This is a genomic window from Arthrobacter pityocampae (assembly GCF_002927275.1).
Taxonomy (GTDB): domain Bacteria; phylum Actinomycetota; class Actinomycetes; order Actinomycetales; family Micrococcaceae; genus Arthrobacter_D; species Arthrobacter_D pityocampae.
The window spans coordinates 397,541-411,425 of sequence record NZ_PRKW01000004.1 but is presented as its reverse complement, the minus strand read 5'-3'; the positions used below and the strand labels follow the sequence as shown (position 1 = coordinate 411,425).

Genomic DNA, 13,885 nt, shown 5'->3' with positions numbered 1-13,885 from the left:
ATGCCGCACCACGGAAATGAAGAAGAGCACCAGTCGGAGCCGGTGACCTCGTCCGACAGCCAGCAGGTCGATTCCGAGACGGGCGACGTCCGTGGGCAGCAGCAGGATGCCGGTGAGCCGGTCGCGGAGGATTCCGCGGCCGGAGCGCAGGCGCCCGCAGGCGACGCCTCCGAGGGGGACGCCCTGGCGCAGGCCGAGGCCATCCTGAACGAGGCGGGCGCCGAGGGCGGGTCCAACCCGGCGGTCGACGTCGTCGCGGAACTCCGCAACGATCTGCTCCGCCTCCAGGCGGAGTACGTCAACTACCGGCGCCGCGTCGAGCGCGACCGGGACGTCGCCCGTGACCAGGCGGTCATCGGCGTCCTGAACTCGCTGATGCCGGTTCTCGACGACATCGACGCCGCACGCCAGCACGGCGACCTCGCGGACGGCCCCTTCGCGGCGATCGCGGGGAAGCTCGAGAACGTCCTGAAGACGTACGAGCTGACCCGGATCGACGAGGTGGGTGTCGCGTTCGACCCGAACGTCCACGAGGCGCTCATGCAGCAGCCGAGTGCCGACGTCCAGGCCGACAGCGTCAGCCAGATCCTCCGCGCGGGCTACCGCAAGGGGGAGCGCGTCCTCCGGGCCGCCCAGGTGATCGTGGCAGTACCGGAGTAAGCGGTGCCCCGGGCGCCGGGGCAGCTTCCGAACGGCGGCAACGAAATTCCTGCGGGCCTTGGCGGCCCTTGGAATATTAAAGCCGCCTTCCTCGGAAACTGCCCCGGCGCACGCCCGTTCACTCACCTCACTGATTTGAAGTACAACGGAAGGAGACGCCAATTGGCCAGTCAGGATTGGGTCGACAAGGATTTCTACAAGATCCTGGGCGTCTCCAAGGATGCGTCCGGTGACGAGATCAAGAAGGCGTACCGGAAGCTCGCCCGCAAGCACCACCCCGACCAGAACCAGGGGGCTGCGGCGTCGGAGCGGACGTTCAAGGACGTCTCGGAGGCCTACTCCGTGCTGTCCGACCCCGAGGAGCGCCAGCAGTACGATGCCATCCGCGCGATGGGCGGCGGCGCCCGCTTCTCCGCGGGCGGAGCGGGCGGCGGCCCCGGGAGCAGCTCCGGCTTCGAGGACGTCTTCGGCAACCTCTTCGGCCAGGGCGCAGGCACCCGCCAGCGCACCGGTTTCTCCAACGGGAATCTGCCTCCCGAGTTCGCCGACCTGTTCGGCGGCGGCGGCATGGGTGGCGGCGGCTTCCCCGGCGGCTTCCAGTCCACCCGCCCGCAGAAGGGCGCGGACCGCACGGCGACCACGTCCATCTCCTTCGCCGGCGCCATCAACGGCACGACCATCGGGCTGCGCGAGCCTTCCGGGGAACAGATCGACGTCCGCATCCCGGCCGGCATCCGCGACGGCCAGAAGGTCCGGGTCAAGGGCAAGGGCCAGCCGGGACAGGCCGGCCCCGGCGACCTCATGGTCAGCGTCAGCGTGAAGGAGCACCCGCTCTTCAAGCGCGACGGCGACAACATCCGCGTCCACGTACCCGTCAGCTTCCCGGAGGCGGCGCTCGGCGCCGAGATCCAGGTGCCCACGCTCACCGGCGAGATGGTCACGATGCGCGTGCCCGCCGGGACGCCGTCGGGCAGGACGCTCCGGCTCAAGGGCCGGGGCGTGAAGACCTCGAAGGCCACCGGCGACCTGCTGGTGACGGTCGACGTCGTCGTCCCGCAGAATCTGTCCAAGGAGGCGCAGGCCGCCGTGGAGACGTTCCGCGCCGCCACGAAGGACGCCGATCCACGGGCGGGTCTGGCCGCCAAGGCGCGCCTGTAGGCGGCACGTCCGAGCGGCAGTCAGAGCAGTATCCGGGAGAATCGGCAACGGAAGGAGGCCCGTCATGGACCACACCTTGCCCATCTACGTCATCTCGGTGGCCGCTGAGCTCGCCGACATGCACCCGCAGACGCTCCGGCAGTACGACCGCCTCGGCCTCGTGACGCCGAGCCGTGCGCCGGGCCGGGCACGGCGGTACTCGCAGAAGGATGTCGGCACCCTGCGCGAGATCCAGCGGCTGTCCCAGGAGGGCGTGTCGCTGGAGGGTATCCGGCGGATCCTCGAACTGGAGAACCAGGTCGCGGCCCTGCAGTCACGCGTCGCGGAACTGTCTTCCGAGCTGGCGGCCCGCCGGGTCCACGCCGAATCGAGCAGGGTGTTCGCCGCAGGCCTGGCCGGGGACGTCGTCACGCTCGTCCGCGGCCAGCGTCCCCGCCCCCGCAGCCAGGCGCTCATGGTGTGGCGCCCTGAGCCCGCGCGCACCCCGAACCAGGCACGCCGCTAGGCATTCCCCGAGGCGTGGCGCGCACCCCGCTCCGACCCGGCCCCGCTAGGCCCCGGACGGCTCGGGGCCGGTCCGCACCGCAGGGCCGGCCCCCGTGGAGCCACGGACCACCAGGTCCGCCTGGAACAGGATCTCGGTCCGCGTCGCGCGCTCGCCGTCCAGTTCGGTGACCAGGGCGTGGACGGCCGCCGCGGCCATCGCCGCCACGTTCTGCCGCAGAGTGGTCAGCGGCGGATCGGTGAAGGCCATGAGCGGGGAGTCGTCGAACCCGACCACCGAGATGTCCTCCGGCACCCTCAGGCCCCGGGTCTGCGCTGCGCGGACGGCGCCGAGGGCCATGACGTCGGAGGCGCAGACGATCGCCGTGTGCCCCGAGTCGATGAGCTCGTTCGCGGCGCTCTGCCCGCCCTCGATGGTGAACATGCTCGTCGCGACGTGCGGCTCGGCGTCGTCCTCGCCGAGGAACTGGACGAGCCCGGCGCGGAATCCCTCGAGCTTGCGCCGGCTCGGGATGAACCGGTCGGGGCCGGTCGCGAAGCCGACGCGCTGATGGCCCTGCGCCACGAGGTGCCGGACGGCCGTGCGGATGGCGGTGGCGTCGTCGTTCGAGACGGACGGCGCGTCGATCTCGGGCCGGGCCCCGTTGACCAGGACGAACGGCACGCGCCCGCGCAGGCGCCGGTACCGCTCCATGCTCGCGCGGCCGTCGGAGTGCGCGGCGCAGACGAAGATGATCCCGCTGACGCCCTGGTCCAGCAGGAGGGCCACGTACTCGTCCTCGGTGATGCCTCCGCCGGGAAGCGTGCACAGGGCGGGGATGTAGTCGTTGGGCGCCAGCAGGGCCGCGATGGCCCCGGCGAAGGCCGGGAAGATCGGGTTCACGAGGTCCGGGACCACCACGCCGATCTGCCCCTTGGACCGCCCGGCCGCGCGGGAGGGCGGCTCGTAGCCCAGGCTGTCCATCGCGGCGAGGACGGCCTGCCGGGTTGTCGGCGACGCGCCGCCCTTGCCGTTCAGGACGCGCGACACGGTGGGGACGCTGACGCCGGCGGTCCGGGCGACGTCGTCGAGGCGCGGCCGCTCGGTCCGCTTGCCGGGAGTCATGGCCCCAATGTAGCGCAGGCCCCATACCCTACCGAAAGATTGCGTGAAACTTTTGCAAATCCCTGTCGCTTGCCGCTCTGCGTCCCTAGGATCGAGGTACCCACCCCCAGTCCGGCCCTGCAGCGACGCACGGTCGGGGAAGGACCACCATGACCCCGAACATCACGGCCACCGGCCCGACCAGCGGGAGGCCGGCCCTGCGGCGCAGGTCCCGGCTGGCCGCCGTCGTCCTGACCGCCCCGCTCCTCGCGACCCTCATGCCCGCACCCGCGCTGGCCGATCACACCACCCCGCCCGGAACGGTGGCCCTCGTGGGCTCCCTGCAGGCGGAACTCGGCTGCCCCGACGACTGGCAGCCGGAGTGCGCCGCCACCCGACTCGTCCCCGTGGACGGCTCGCCGGACACCTGGTCGGCGACCTTCGACGTCCCCGCCGGAGCCTACGAGTACAAGGTGGCGCTGAACGGGTCCTGGGGTGAGAACTACGGCGCCGACGGCGCGGCCGGTGGCGCGAACCTGGCACTGCAGGCTCCGGGCGGCCCCGTGACCTTCACCTACAACCACCGCACGCACGTCGTCACCAGCGATGCCCCCGGTGCGCCGACGGGCTCGACGGCGGCGCACTGGCTCACCGCCGACACCCTCGCCTGGGGTGCGGACGTGCCCGCCGACGCCCGCTTCCGCCTCTACTCAGCCCCGGAGGGCGGACTCGTCGCCGGCGACGACGCCGTCACCGGGGGTACCTACATCGACCTCGCGCGCGGCGCCGACGCCCTGCCCGCCGATCTCGCCGCCCGCTACCCCCATCTGGCCGACCTGCCCACCGTGACGCTCGGCAAGAAGGATGCGCGGAAGGCCGGGGACCTGCTGAAGGGGCAGCTGCTCCTCGCCGCCGTCTCACCGGAGGGAGAACTCCTGGCGACTACGGGCGTCCAGGTGCCCGGCGTCCTCGACGACCTGTACGCGGGGGCCGCACGCGAGGAGCTCGGCCTCAGCTGGAAGGGCAAGAAGCCCCACCTGCAGCTCTGGGCACCCACGGCGCGCAGCGTGTCCGTGCAGGTCTTCCGCGACGGTTCCGGCGGGGCTCCGATCGCCACGCGCCCGGCGCGCGCGGACAAGGACGGCGTCTGGAGCATCGACGGCGGGAAGGACTGGAACGGCGCGTACTACCTCTACGACGTCGAGGTCTTCGTCCCCGAGACCGGCGCCGTGGAACACAACCTCGTCACCGACCCCTACAGCGTCGGGCTGTCCACGAACTCGGAGCGGTCCCTCATCGTGGACCTCGCGGATCCCTCGCTCATGCCGTCGTCGTGGTCGCGCCTGCCCAAGCCGGCCCTCGAGCGGCCCGAGAAGCTGTCCGTCTACGAACTCCACGTCCGCGACTTCTCGATCACCGACACCACCGTGCCCGAGGCCGAACGCGGCACCTACGCCGCGTTCAGCAGGCCGGACAGCGCCGGCATGCAGCGGCTCTCGGAGCTGGCCGACAACGGGCTCAACGCCGTCCACCTCCTGCCCGTGAACGACATCGGCACCATCGAGGAGGACCGCGCCCGGCAGGCCGAACCCGCCTGCGATCTCGAGGCCTTCGCCCCCGACAGCACCGAACAGCAGCAGTGCGTCAGCGACGTCGCGGGCCGGGACGGCTTCAACTGGGGCTACGACCCGCTGCACTACACCACACCGGAGGGCTCCTACTCGACGAACCCCGCGGACGCCACGCGCATCCGCGAGTTCCGCGGCATGGTCGCCTCGCTCAACGAGTCCGGCCTGCGGGTCGTCCAGGACGTCGTCTACAACCACACCGCGGGCGCCGGCCAGTCCTCGGACAACAACCTCGACCGGATCGTCCCCGGCTACTACCACCGGCTCGACCCGGAGTCGGGCGCCGTCGAGACCTCGACCTGCTGCCCGAACACGGCCACCGAGCACACCATGATGGGCAAGCTGATGATCGACTCGATCGTGACGCTCGCCCGCACCTACAAGCTCGACGGCTTCCGGTTCGACCTCATGGGGCACCACTCCAGGCAGAACATCCTCGACGTCCGTGCCGCCCTCGACAAGCTGACGCTCGAGCGCGACGGCGTGGACGGCAAGTCCATCTACCTCTACGGCGAGGGCTGGAACTTCGGGGAGGTCGCGGACAACGCCCGGTTCGTCCAGGCCACGCAGGCGAACATGGCCGGCACCGGCATCGGCACGTTCAACGACCGCCTCCGCGACGCCGTCCGCGGCGGCGGCCCGTTCGACGACGACCCGCGGATCCAGGGCTTCGCCTCCGGGCTGCTGACCGACCCGAACGGGGTCGCGGGCAACGGCACCGAGGCCGACCAGCGCGCCGAGCTGCTCCTGTCGCAGGACCAGATCCGGGTGGGGCTGACCGGCAACCTGAAGGACTACATGTTCACGGACCGCACCGGCAACCAGGTCACGGGCGCCGACGTCGACTACAACGGCTCGCCCACCGGGTACACCGCGGACCCGCAGGAGAGCATCACCTACGTCGAGGCGCACGACAACGAGACCCTCTTCGACGCGCTCACGTTCAAGCTGCCCACCGACACCCCGATGGCCGACCGCATCAGGATGCAGACCCTCGCGCTCTCCACCACGGCCTTCGGCCAGGGCGTCTCCTTCTGGCACGCCGGCGGCGAGGCGCTGCGCAGCAAGTCGCTGGACCGCAACAGCTACGACTCCGGCGACTGGTTCAACATCCTCGACCACACGGGCACGGACAACGGCTTCGGCCGGGGCCTGCCCCCGCGGGCGGACAACGAGGGCAAGTACGCGTTCATGCAGCCGCTGCTCGCCGACCCGGCGCTCAAGCCGTCCCCGGCGGACATCGAGGCCGCGAGGGAGCAGGCGCAGGAACTGCTGCAGATCCGGCAGGGCAGCCCGCTGTTCAGCCTCGGCACGGCCGGGCTCGTCCAGCAGAAGCTCTCCTTCCCCGGTAGCGGCCCCGACCAGACGCCCGGCGTGATCGTGATGCACCTGGACGACACCGTCGGCCCCGACGTCGACTCCGCGCGGAAGGGCATCGTGGTGGTCTTCAACGCCTCCGACGAGCCCACCACCCAGCGCGTCCCGGCCGCCGGGGGCTTCGCGCTGCACGGCGTCCAGGCGACGGGCGGCGATGACGTCGTCCGCCGGGCCACGGCCGCCACGGACGGGACGTTCACGGTCCCGGCCCGCACCGTGGCGGTGTTCGAGGCACGGTAGCTGTACTGCTAGACCGCTGGTCCAAGGGCCCGGCATCCCCACGGGGTGCCGGGCCCTCCTGTGTTCCGGGCCGTGTGCGTTCCCGGCCGGGGGCTGAATGTTCCCGGGAGCTGTACGGGTCAGGCGGGAGCCTCCGGGAGCTGTACGGGTCGGGCGGGCGGCGCGGCGGTGCTCGAGCGGACGATCAGCGCGGTCCGGGCGGCGTGGTTCATGGGGCGGTAGGCGTCGGGGTCCTGCAGGATCTGCAGCAGGCGCTCGACGGCCCGCCGGCCCTGCTGCTGCGGGAACTGGGCCACCGTGGTCAGGCCGAGCGCCTCACCGAGTTCGTGCCCGTCGATGCCGATCACCGAGATGTCCTCGGGGACGCGGAAACCCAGCTCCCGGGCGGCGAGGATCGCGCCGATGGCCATCTCGTCCGAGGCGCAGAACACGGCGGTCGGGGTGTCCCGCGGGTAGCCGAGGAGCTGCTTGGCCTGGCTGCGCGCGCCCTGGATGGTGAAGTCTGCGTCCACCCGCCAGGAGTCGAGGATCTCCAGGCCGGCCGCGGCCATGGCCGCCTCGTAGCCCTGGCGTCGCGTGCCGGAGATCCGGAAGTCGTTCTCGAAGGCGTCCGACCCGCCGATGTGGGCGATGCGTCGGTGCCCGAGCGTTATGAGGTGCTCGGTGGCGAGTTCGGCGATCTCGCGGTCGTTGACGCTGTAGGTCTCCGCGCCGGGCAGCGGGCCGCCGATCCCGACCACGGGCTTGCCGACGGCGAGGAGCTGCCCCAGTTCGTCCCGGCTCAGTTCGAGGGAGACCGCGATGACGCCGTCGCAGCGCTGGCGCAGCAGGAACTCGGAGAGGACGCGGTCGCGGATCGCGGCGTCCTCGTTCAGGTTGTACAGCGTGAGGTCGTAACCGGCGGTGAGGAGCGACGCCGCGAGACTGTCGACGATCTGGGAGTAGTACCAGCGGGCCACGGACGGCACGACGACGCCGATGTTGCGGTGCCGCCCGGACGCCAGGGAGGAGGCCGTCGAGCTGACGACGAAGTCGAGCTCCCGCGCCGCCTGCAGGACACGGGCACGGGAACGCTCGGAGACCCGTCCGTTGCCGCTGAGGGCCCGGGAGACCGTGGCAGTGGACACCCCGGCCAGCTGGGCGACGTCCTTGATGCCGGCCATGATCCCCTTTCCTGCGACGTCGGCGCTGACTGCCGAGATGGCAGCGACGGGGACACCCCAGCAGTGTGTCCCCGTCCGATCATTGCCGATCCCGCGCGGATCTCCTACCCGGCGGCCAGCAGCCAGACGCAGGCGTCCGGGGCGAGCATGCCGCCGGCGGCCGAGCCGGGCGTGCTGACGGCGATCACGGTGCCCTCGGGCAGCGGAGCGGCGAACTCGCCCATGTTCAGCATCACCAGCACCTCGCCGTTGCGGAACGCGACGACGTCGGAACTCTCGAACTCCCTCGACCAGCTCAGGGACCCGGCGCCCAGGCGCAGGTCCCGGCGGAGCTGCAGGGCCGTCCGGTACAGGGAGAGGGTGGAGTCGGGATCGGTGGACTGCACGTCGCGGGCGTAGTCGTCCCAGCCCTCGGGCTGCGGCAGCCACGGTGCTACCGGGGCCTCGGCGTCCGCGAACCCGACCGACGGCGCCCCGGCCTCCCAGGGGAGGGGGACCCGGCAGCCGTCGCGGCCGATTCTCTCGCCGGCGGTGCGGACGAAGGTGGGGTCCTGCCGTGCGTCGTCGGGCATGGCCGTGTGGTCCGGCAGGCCGAGCTCCTCGCCCTGGTAGAGGTAGATCCCGCCCGGCAGCGCGAACATCGCGAGCGACGCGGCACGGGCGCGGGCGAGGCCGGTCGCGGTGTCGGGCTGCGCGTCCGCGCGGCCGATGCCGTCGCCGCCCCGCGGGGCGCCGTCCGTCAGTCCGAAGCGGCTGGCATGCCGGACGACGTCGTGGTTGCTGAGCACCCAGGTGGTGGGCGCGTCCACGGCGTCGAACGCGGTGAGGGAGGAGGAGATGACGTGCCGGAGACCGTGGGCGTCCCACGGCTGGTGGAGGTAGGCGAAGTTGAACGCCTGGTGCATCTGGTCGGAGCGGACCCAGTTCGTGAGCCGCGGCAGGGGATCGATGGAGGCCTCCGCGCAGAGGATGCGCTCGCCGTCGTACTCGGCGAGGATGGCCCGCCACTGACGGTAGATGTCGTGGATCTCCTTCTGGCCGAACATGGGTGCCTCGTGGCCGGGGAAGCCCTCGGAGGACCCGCCGTCGGCGCGTCCGCCCCAGTCCGGCAGTCCCTCGGCCTTGATGAGGGCGTGCGCCACGTCGACGCGGAAGCCGCCGACGCCGCGGTCGAGCCAGAAGCGCAGGACCCGCTCGAACTCTGCCCGCACGGCGGGGTTGTCCCAGTTGAAGTCGGGCTGGGAGGAGTCGAACAGGTGCAGGTACCACTGGTCCGGCGTGCCGTCCGCGTTGATGACGCGCGTCCAGGCCGGGCCGCCGAAGTGCGACTGCCAGTTGTTGGGCGGCTCGCTGCCGTCGGGGCCGCGGCCGTCGCGGAAGATGAACATCGCGCGCTCGGCGGAGCCCGCCGGTGCCTCGAGGGCGGCCCGGAAGAGGACGTGCTCGTCGGAGCAGTGGTTGGGTACGAGGTCCACGATCACGCGGATGTCCAGGCTGTCGGCGCGGGCCACGAGCGCGTCGAAGTCGGCGAGCGTGCCGAACAGGGGGTCGACGTCGCAGTAGTCGGCGACGTCGTAGCCGCCGTCGCGCTGGGGCGAGGTGAAGAACGGCGAGAGCCAGAGGGCGTCGATGCTGAGCTCGGCGAGGTGGGCCAGTTCGGCCGTGATGCCCGGGAGGTCGCCCATGCCGTCCCCGTTCGAATCACGGAACGAGCGCGGGTACACCTGGTAGATGACGGACGAGCGCCACCACTCGTCGCCCGCGGACGGGACGTGGAGCGGTGCATGGAAGGCATCGGGGGAGGACAGGTCCTCGCCGTGCAGGAGGGGGGCAATCTCAGACATGCGGATCATCCTAGACCGCTTCGGACGCGATTATGGAAGCGTGTTCAGTAGAAAGAGCCTTGTTTCTGCGTCTTTCCTCCGATACCGGCGCGCCGCATGTCCGATATTGGGTAAATGTGATGCAAGCGTTTACAGTTGTGACTCGGGTCACCGTCGCCTCCGAGAAGGGAGCGGCTGAGACACCTCCATCTCCCGGCCCGCGGAGCCCCGTGCTCCGGGAGATCGACAGAAGCCGCTCATGAAAGGTTCACCAATGAAGGTGCGATCCCCCCAGCCGACCCGTCGGCACGCTCTGCTCACCGGCGTCATGTCGGTGGCCGTCCTGGCCCTCACGGCCTGCGGCGGAGGAGCCTCCGATTCCTCCTCGGCCAGCTCCAGCTCCGCCGCCCCGAATCTCGCCGACGGCGGCGCCACCACCCTCACCATGTGGGTCGACGCCGAGCGCGCCCCGGCCCTCGAGGAGATCACCAAGTCCTTCAAGGAGGACACCGGCATCGAGGTCAAGCTCGCGGTCAAGGACTTCGCCGCGGTCCGCGACGACTTCATCACCCAGGTGCCCACCGGCAAGGGACCCGACCTGATCGTGGGCCCCCACGACTGGCTGGGGACGTTCGTGCAGAACGGCGTCGTCGCCCCCGTGGAGCTCGGCGACAAGGCCTCCGAGTTCCAGGAGTCCGCCATCCAGGCCATGACCTATGACGGCAGCGTCTACGGCGTCCCCTACGCGCTGGAGAACATCGCCCTGCTGCGCAACACGGAGCTCGTCCCCGAGGCAGCCGCCACGTTCGACGAGGTCATCGCCAACGGCGAGGCCGCCGTCGCCGACGGGAAGGCGACCTACCCGTTCCTGGTGGGCATGGACCCCAAGCAGGGTGACCCCTACCACCTGTACCCGCTGCAGACCTCGATGGGCGTGCCGGTGTTCGGCCAGAACGAGGACGGCAGCTACAACGCCGACGAACTGCTGCTCGGCGAGCCGAACGGCGTGGAATTCGCCAAGAAGCTCGTGGAGTGGGGCGACACCGGCTCGAAGGTCATCAACTCGAACATCACCGGTGACATCGCCAAGGAGAAGTTCAACGCGGGCGAGTCGCCCTACTTCCTGACCGGCCCGTGGAACGTCCCCGACGCGCAGAAAGCCGGCCTGGAGCTGGCCGTCGACAAGCTCCCCACCGTCGGCGACGAGGATGCCCAGCCCTTCATCGGCGTCAACGGCTTCTTCATCTCCTCGAAGAGCGCCAACGCCCTCGCAGCGAACGAGTTCGCCGTGAACTACCTGAGCACCGAAGCCGCCCAGGATGCCATGTACGACGTCGGAGGACGCCCGCCCGCCCTGAAGGCCAGCTTCGACAAGGCAGCGTCCGACCCCATCGTCGCCGCGTTCGGTGAGATCGGCGCCAACGGCGTCCCGATGCCCGCGCTGCCCGAGATGCAGGCCGTCTGGGCCGACTGGGGAGGCACCGAGCTCGCGCTGATCAAGGGCGACGGCGACCCCGCCGAAGCCTGGACCACCATGGTGAGCAACATCGAGGCGAAGATCGCCGCCCAGTAGTACAGCACCACCCGCGTCACCCGCAGTACCCTGGCGCCCGTCGCTCCGGCGACGGGCGCCACCCTTCTCATCGCCACCCCTTCGAGGTGGCGGCACCACAGCAGCGGCCTTCCGCGCCGAACACCGAAAGCCTCCGCCATGCTCACAACGGCCCCTCCCGGCCCGGCCGCCACGCGCCCTCCCAAGAAGACAGCCGTCCGCTCCGACTCGACCCTCGGCCTGCTCGCGAAGATCGTGCTGCTCGGCCTGGTGGACGCCTTCGCGGTCTACGTCCTCATCACGCTCTTCCTGCAGGAGAAGTGGGTGATCCTCCTCGTCGGCGCGGCCGTGACGGTCCTCGTCAACTGGATCTACCTGCGCAGGGGCGGCCTGCCGGCGAAGTACCTGGCACCCGGCATCTTCTTCCTGGTGATCTTCCAGGTGTTCGTCATGCTCTACAGCGGCTACGTCGCCTTCACCAACTACGGTGACGGCCACAACAGCACCAAGGACGACGCCGTGAACGCCATCCAGCTCTCCGCGCAGCAGCGGGTCCCGGATTCCCCCGCCTACCGGGTCTCCGTCCTCGAGGCCGACGGCGAGTTCTCCCTCCTCGCCACCGACCCCGACGGCGGCGTGTCCGTGGGCACCACCGGGGTCCCGCTCGAGGAGGCCGACGACGCCGTCCTGGACGGCACCGGCAAGGCAGTGGAACTCGAGGGCTACCGCACACTGCAGTTCGGGGAGGTCCTCGCGAACCAGGAGGACATCCTGGCGATCACCGTCCCGTTCTCCGACGACCCCGAGGACGGCAGCCTCAAGACCAGCGACGGCTCGAACGCCTACGTCTACCGCCCGTCCCTGAGTTACGACGAGACCACGAGCACCTTCACCGACCTCGAGACCGGGACCACCTACTCCGACACGGGGGAGGGCTCCTTCCGGTCCGCGGACGGCGAGCAGCTCAGCACCGGCTGGAAGATCAACGTCGGTTTCGACAACTTCGTGAAGGCGTTCTCCGATCCGAACATCCGCGGCCCGCTGCTGCAGGTGGTCCTGTGGACCTTCACCTTCGCGATCGTCTCCGTCCTGTCCACGTTCGCGCTCGGCCTGTTCCTCGCGAACGCCTTCAACCTCCCGGACCTGCGTGGCAAGCGGATCTACCGCATCCTGATGATCCTGCCCTACGCCTTCCCGGCCTTCCTCGCCGGCCTCGTGTGGTCCGGCCTGCTGAACCCCGAGTTCGGCTTCATCAACAACACCTTCTTCGGGGGTGCCGACATCCCGTGGCTGACGGACCCGCTGCTCGCGAAGATCAGCGTCCTCGTCGTGAATCTGTGGCTGGGCTTCCCCTACATGTTCCTCGTCTGCACGGGGGCCCTGCAGTCCCTGCCGGAGGAGGTCGACGAGGCCGCCCGCATGGACGGCGCCACCGGCTGGCGCATTTTCACGGCCATCAAGCTGCCCCTGCTGCTGGTCTCGGTCGCGCCGCTGCTGATCGCGAGCTTCGCGTTCAACTTCAACAACTTCAACGTCATCTACATGCTGACCGACGGAGGCCCCCGCTTCTCGGGCACGACGGCGAACATCGGCCACACCGACATCCTGATCACGATGGTCTACGAGATCGCGTTCGGCACCGGTGTGGGCCGCGACTACGGCCTGGCCAGCGCCCTGTCCATCATCATCTTCATCATCGTCGCCGTGATCTCCGCCATCAGCTTCCGGCAGACCAAGGCTCTGGAGGACATCAACTGATGACCACGTTCACCGATCCCCAGGCAGCAGCCCCCGCCGAGGCCCCGACGGGGTCCCACCGGGTCCCGGAGCAGCGCCGGCGCACGTTCGGCCAGTGGTTCAGGCACAAGGGCTGGCGCCACGTCGTCGGCGTGGTGACCACGCTCTTCGCCGTTTTCCCGCTGCTCTACGTGCTCTCCGCCGCCCTGAACTCCAACGGCACCATGGCCGGCTCCAACGTCCTGTTCAGCAGGTTCGACACCGGCAACTTCGAGGCCCTGTTCACCAACCCGAGCCGGCCCTTCGGGAAGTGGTTCGTGAACACCATGATCATCGGCGTGGTGACCTCCGCGGCCACCGTGTTCCTCGGCGCCCTCGCGGCCTACGCGTTCAGCCGCATGCGCTTCAAGGGCCGCCGGGTCAGCCTGCTCTCGCTGCTGATCCTGCAGATGTTCCCGCAGCTGCTCGCCGTCGTCGCCATCTTCCTGCTCCTGAACGCCATCACCGACGTGGTCCCGTGGCTGGGCCTCGGCAGCCAGCTCGGCCTGATCATGGTGTACCTGGGCGGGGCGCTGGGCGTGAACACGTACCTCATGTACGGGTTCTTCAACACGGTCCCGAAGTCCCTCGACGAGGCCGCGCGGATCGACGGCGCCAGCCACGTGCAGGTGTTCTTCACGATCATCCTGCCGCTCGTCACGCCCATCCTCGCGGTCGTGGGGCTCCTCGCGTTCATCGGCCTGAGCAGCGAGTTCGTGATCGCCAGCGTGGTGCTGACGGACCCCGACTCGCAGACCCTCGCCGTCGGCCTGTACTCCTACGTGGCGCAGCAGCGGTCCGAGAACTGGGGCGTCTTCGCCGCCGGCGCCGTCCTCGCGGCCGTGCCGGTCATGGCCCTGTTCCTCTTCCTGCAGAAGTACATCACCACCGGCCTCGTCTCCGGTTCCGTCAAGGGCTGA

10 protein-coding genes are annotated in these 13,885 nt (G+C 70.2%); 7 read left to right on the top strand and 3 right to left on the bottom strand.

Annotated features, from left to right (window positions below):
• The 3 genes from C4K88_RS10850 (at position 1) to C4K88_RS10840 (ending at position 2,323) form a co-directional block, all read left to right on the top strand.
• The gene (locus tag C4K88_RS10850; protein WP_104121630.1) at positions 1 to 660 is read left to right on the top strand and encodes a nucleotide exchange factor GrpE; all 660 of its coding nucleotides are present in this window, start codon (positions 1 to 3) and stop codon (positions 658 to 660) included.
• Positions 661 to 822: 162 nt separating this feature from the next.
• Positions 823 to 1,818: a DnaJ C-terminal domain-containing protein gene (locus tag C4K88_RS10845; protein WP_104121629.1), complete on the top strand. Its 996-nt coding sequence runs from the start codon at positions 823 to 825 to the stop codon at positions 1,816 to 1,818.
• 64 nt (positions 1,819 to 1,882) lie between these two features.
• Positions 1,883 to 2,323: a heat shock protein transcriptional repressor HspR gene (locus tag C4K88_RS10840; protein WP_104121628.1), complete on the top strand. Its 441-nt coding sequence runs from the start codon at positions 1,883 to 1,885 to the stop codon at positions 2,321 to 2,323.
• 45 nt (positions 2,324 to 2,368) lie between these two features.
• Here C4K88_RS10840 and C4K88_RS10835 read toward each other — a convergent pair whose 3' ends face one another.
• Positions 2,369 to 3,427 (bottom strand): LacI family DNA-binding transcriptional regulator, encoded by a 1,059-nt coding sequence (locus C4K88_RS10835; RefSeq protein WP_104121627.1) that lies wholly within the window; start codon positions 3,425 to 3,427, stop codon positions 2,369 to 2,371.
• A gap of 149 nt (positions 3,428 to 3,576) precedes the next feature.
• On the opposite strand from C4K88_RS10835, the gene pulA reads away from it, so the two are divergent.
• On the top strand, positions 3,577 to 6,651 hold the full coding sequence (gene pulA / locus C4K88_RS10830; protein ID WP_104121626.1) for a pullulanase-type alpha-1,6-glucosidase: 3,075 nt from the start codon (positions 3,577 to 3,579) through the stop codon (positions 6,649 to 6,651).
• A gap of 119 nt (positions 6,652 to 6,770) precedes the next feature.
• Here pulA and C4K88_RS10825 read toward each other — a convergent pair whose 3' ends face one another.
• Complete coding sequence (locus tag C4K88_RS10825; protein ID WP_104121625.1) at positions 6,771 to 7,814, bottom strand: LacI family DNA-binding transcriptional regulator; 1,044 nt, start codon at positions 7,812 to 7,814, stop codon at positions 6,771 to 6,773.
• A gap of 104 nt (positions 7,815 to 7,918) precedes the next feature.
• Positions 7,919 to 9,658: a glycoside hydrolase family 13 protein gene (locus tag C4K88_RS10820; RefSeq protein ID WP_104121624.1), complete on the bottom strand. Its 1,740-nt coding sequence runs from the start codon at positions 9,656 to 9,658 to the stop codon at positions 7,919 to 7,921.
• Positions 9,659 to 9,911: 253 nt separating this feature from the next.
• On the opposite strand from C4K88_RS10820, the gene C4K88_RS10815 reads away from it, so the two are divergent.
• The 3 genes from C4K88_RS10815 (at position 9,912) to C4K88_RS10805 (ending at position 13,885) form a co-directional block, all read left to right on the top strand.
• A complete protein-coding gene (locus C4K88_RS10815; protein ID WP_104121623.1) occupies positions 9,912 to 11,210 on the top strand; it encodes a sugar ABC transporter substrate-binding protein in 1,299 nt (432 codons plus the stop codon).
• 138 nt (positions 11,211 to 11,348) lie between these two features.
• Positions 11,349 to 12,947: an ABC transporter permease subunit gene (locus tag C4K88_RS10810; protein WP_104121622.1), complete on the top strand. Its 1,599-nt coding sequence runs from the start codon at positions 11,349 to 11,351 to the stop codon at positions 12,945 to 12,947.
• Positions 12,947 to 13,885, top strand: a complete 939-nt coding sequence (locus C4K88_RS10805) for a sugar ABC transporter permease (RefSeq protein ID WP_104121621.1) — start codon at positions 12,947 to 12,949, stop codon at positions 13,883 to 13,885. The genes C4K88_RS10810 and C4K88_RS10805 overlap by 1 nt, the downstream gene beginning before the upstream one ends.

What these genes read in the sequence shown, in the direction of transcription:
- C4K88_RS10850 (WP_104121630.1), top strand. Translation starts at nt 1, where the DNA reads ATGCCGCACCACGGAAATGAAGAAGAGCACCAGTCGGAGCCGGTGACC.
- C4K88_RS10840 (WP_104121628.1), top strand. Translation starts at nt 1,883, where the DNA reads ATGGACCACACCTTGCCCATCTACGTCATCTCGGTGGCCGCTGAGCTC.
- C4K88_RS10835 (WP_104121627.1), bottom strand. Translation starts at nt 3,427, where the DNA reads ATGACTCCCGGCAAGCGGACCGAGCGGCCGCGCCTCGACGACGTCGCC.
- pulA (WP_104121626.1), top strand. Translation starts at nt 3,577, where the DNA reads ATGACCCCGAACATCACGGCCACCGGCCCGACCAGCGGGAGGCCGGCC.
- C4K88_RS10825 (WP_104121625.1), bottom strand. Translation starts at nt 7,814, where the DNA reads ATGGCCGGCATCAAGGACGTCGCCCAGCTGGCCGGGGTGTCCACTGCC.
- C4K88_RS10820 (WP_104121624.1), bottom strand. Translation starts at nt 9,658, where the DNA reads ATGTCTGAGATTGCCCCCCTCCTGCACGGCGAGGACCTGTCCTCCCCC.
- C4K88_RS10815 (WP_104121623.1), top strand. Translation starts at nt 9,912, where the DNA reads ATGAAGGTGCGATCCCCCCAGCCGACCCGTCGGCACGCTCTGCTCACC.
- C4K88_RS10810 (WP_104121622.1), top strand. Translation starts at nt 11,349, where the DNA reads ATGCTCACAACGGCCCCTCCCGGCCCGGCCGCCACGCGCCCTCCCAAG.
- C4K88_RS10805 (WP_104121621.1), top strand. Translation starts at nt 12,947, where the DNA reads ATGACCACGTTCACCGATCCCCAGGCAGCAGCCCCCGCCGAGGCCCCG.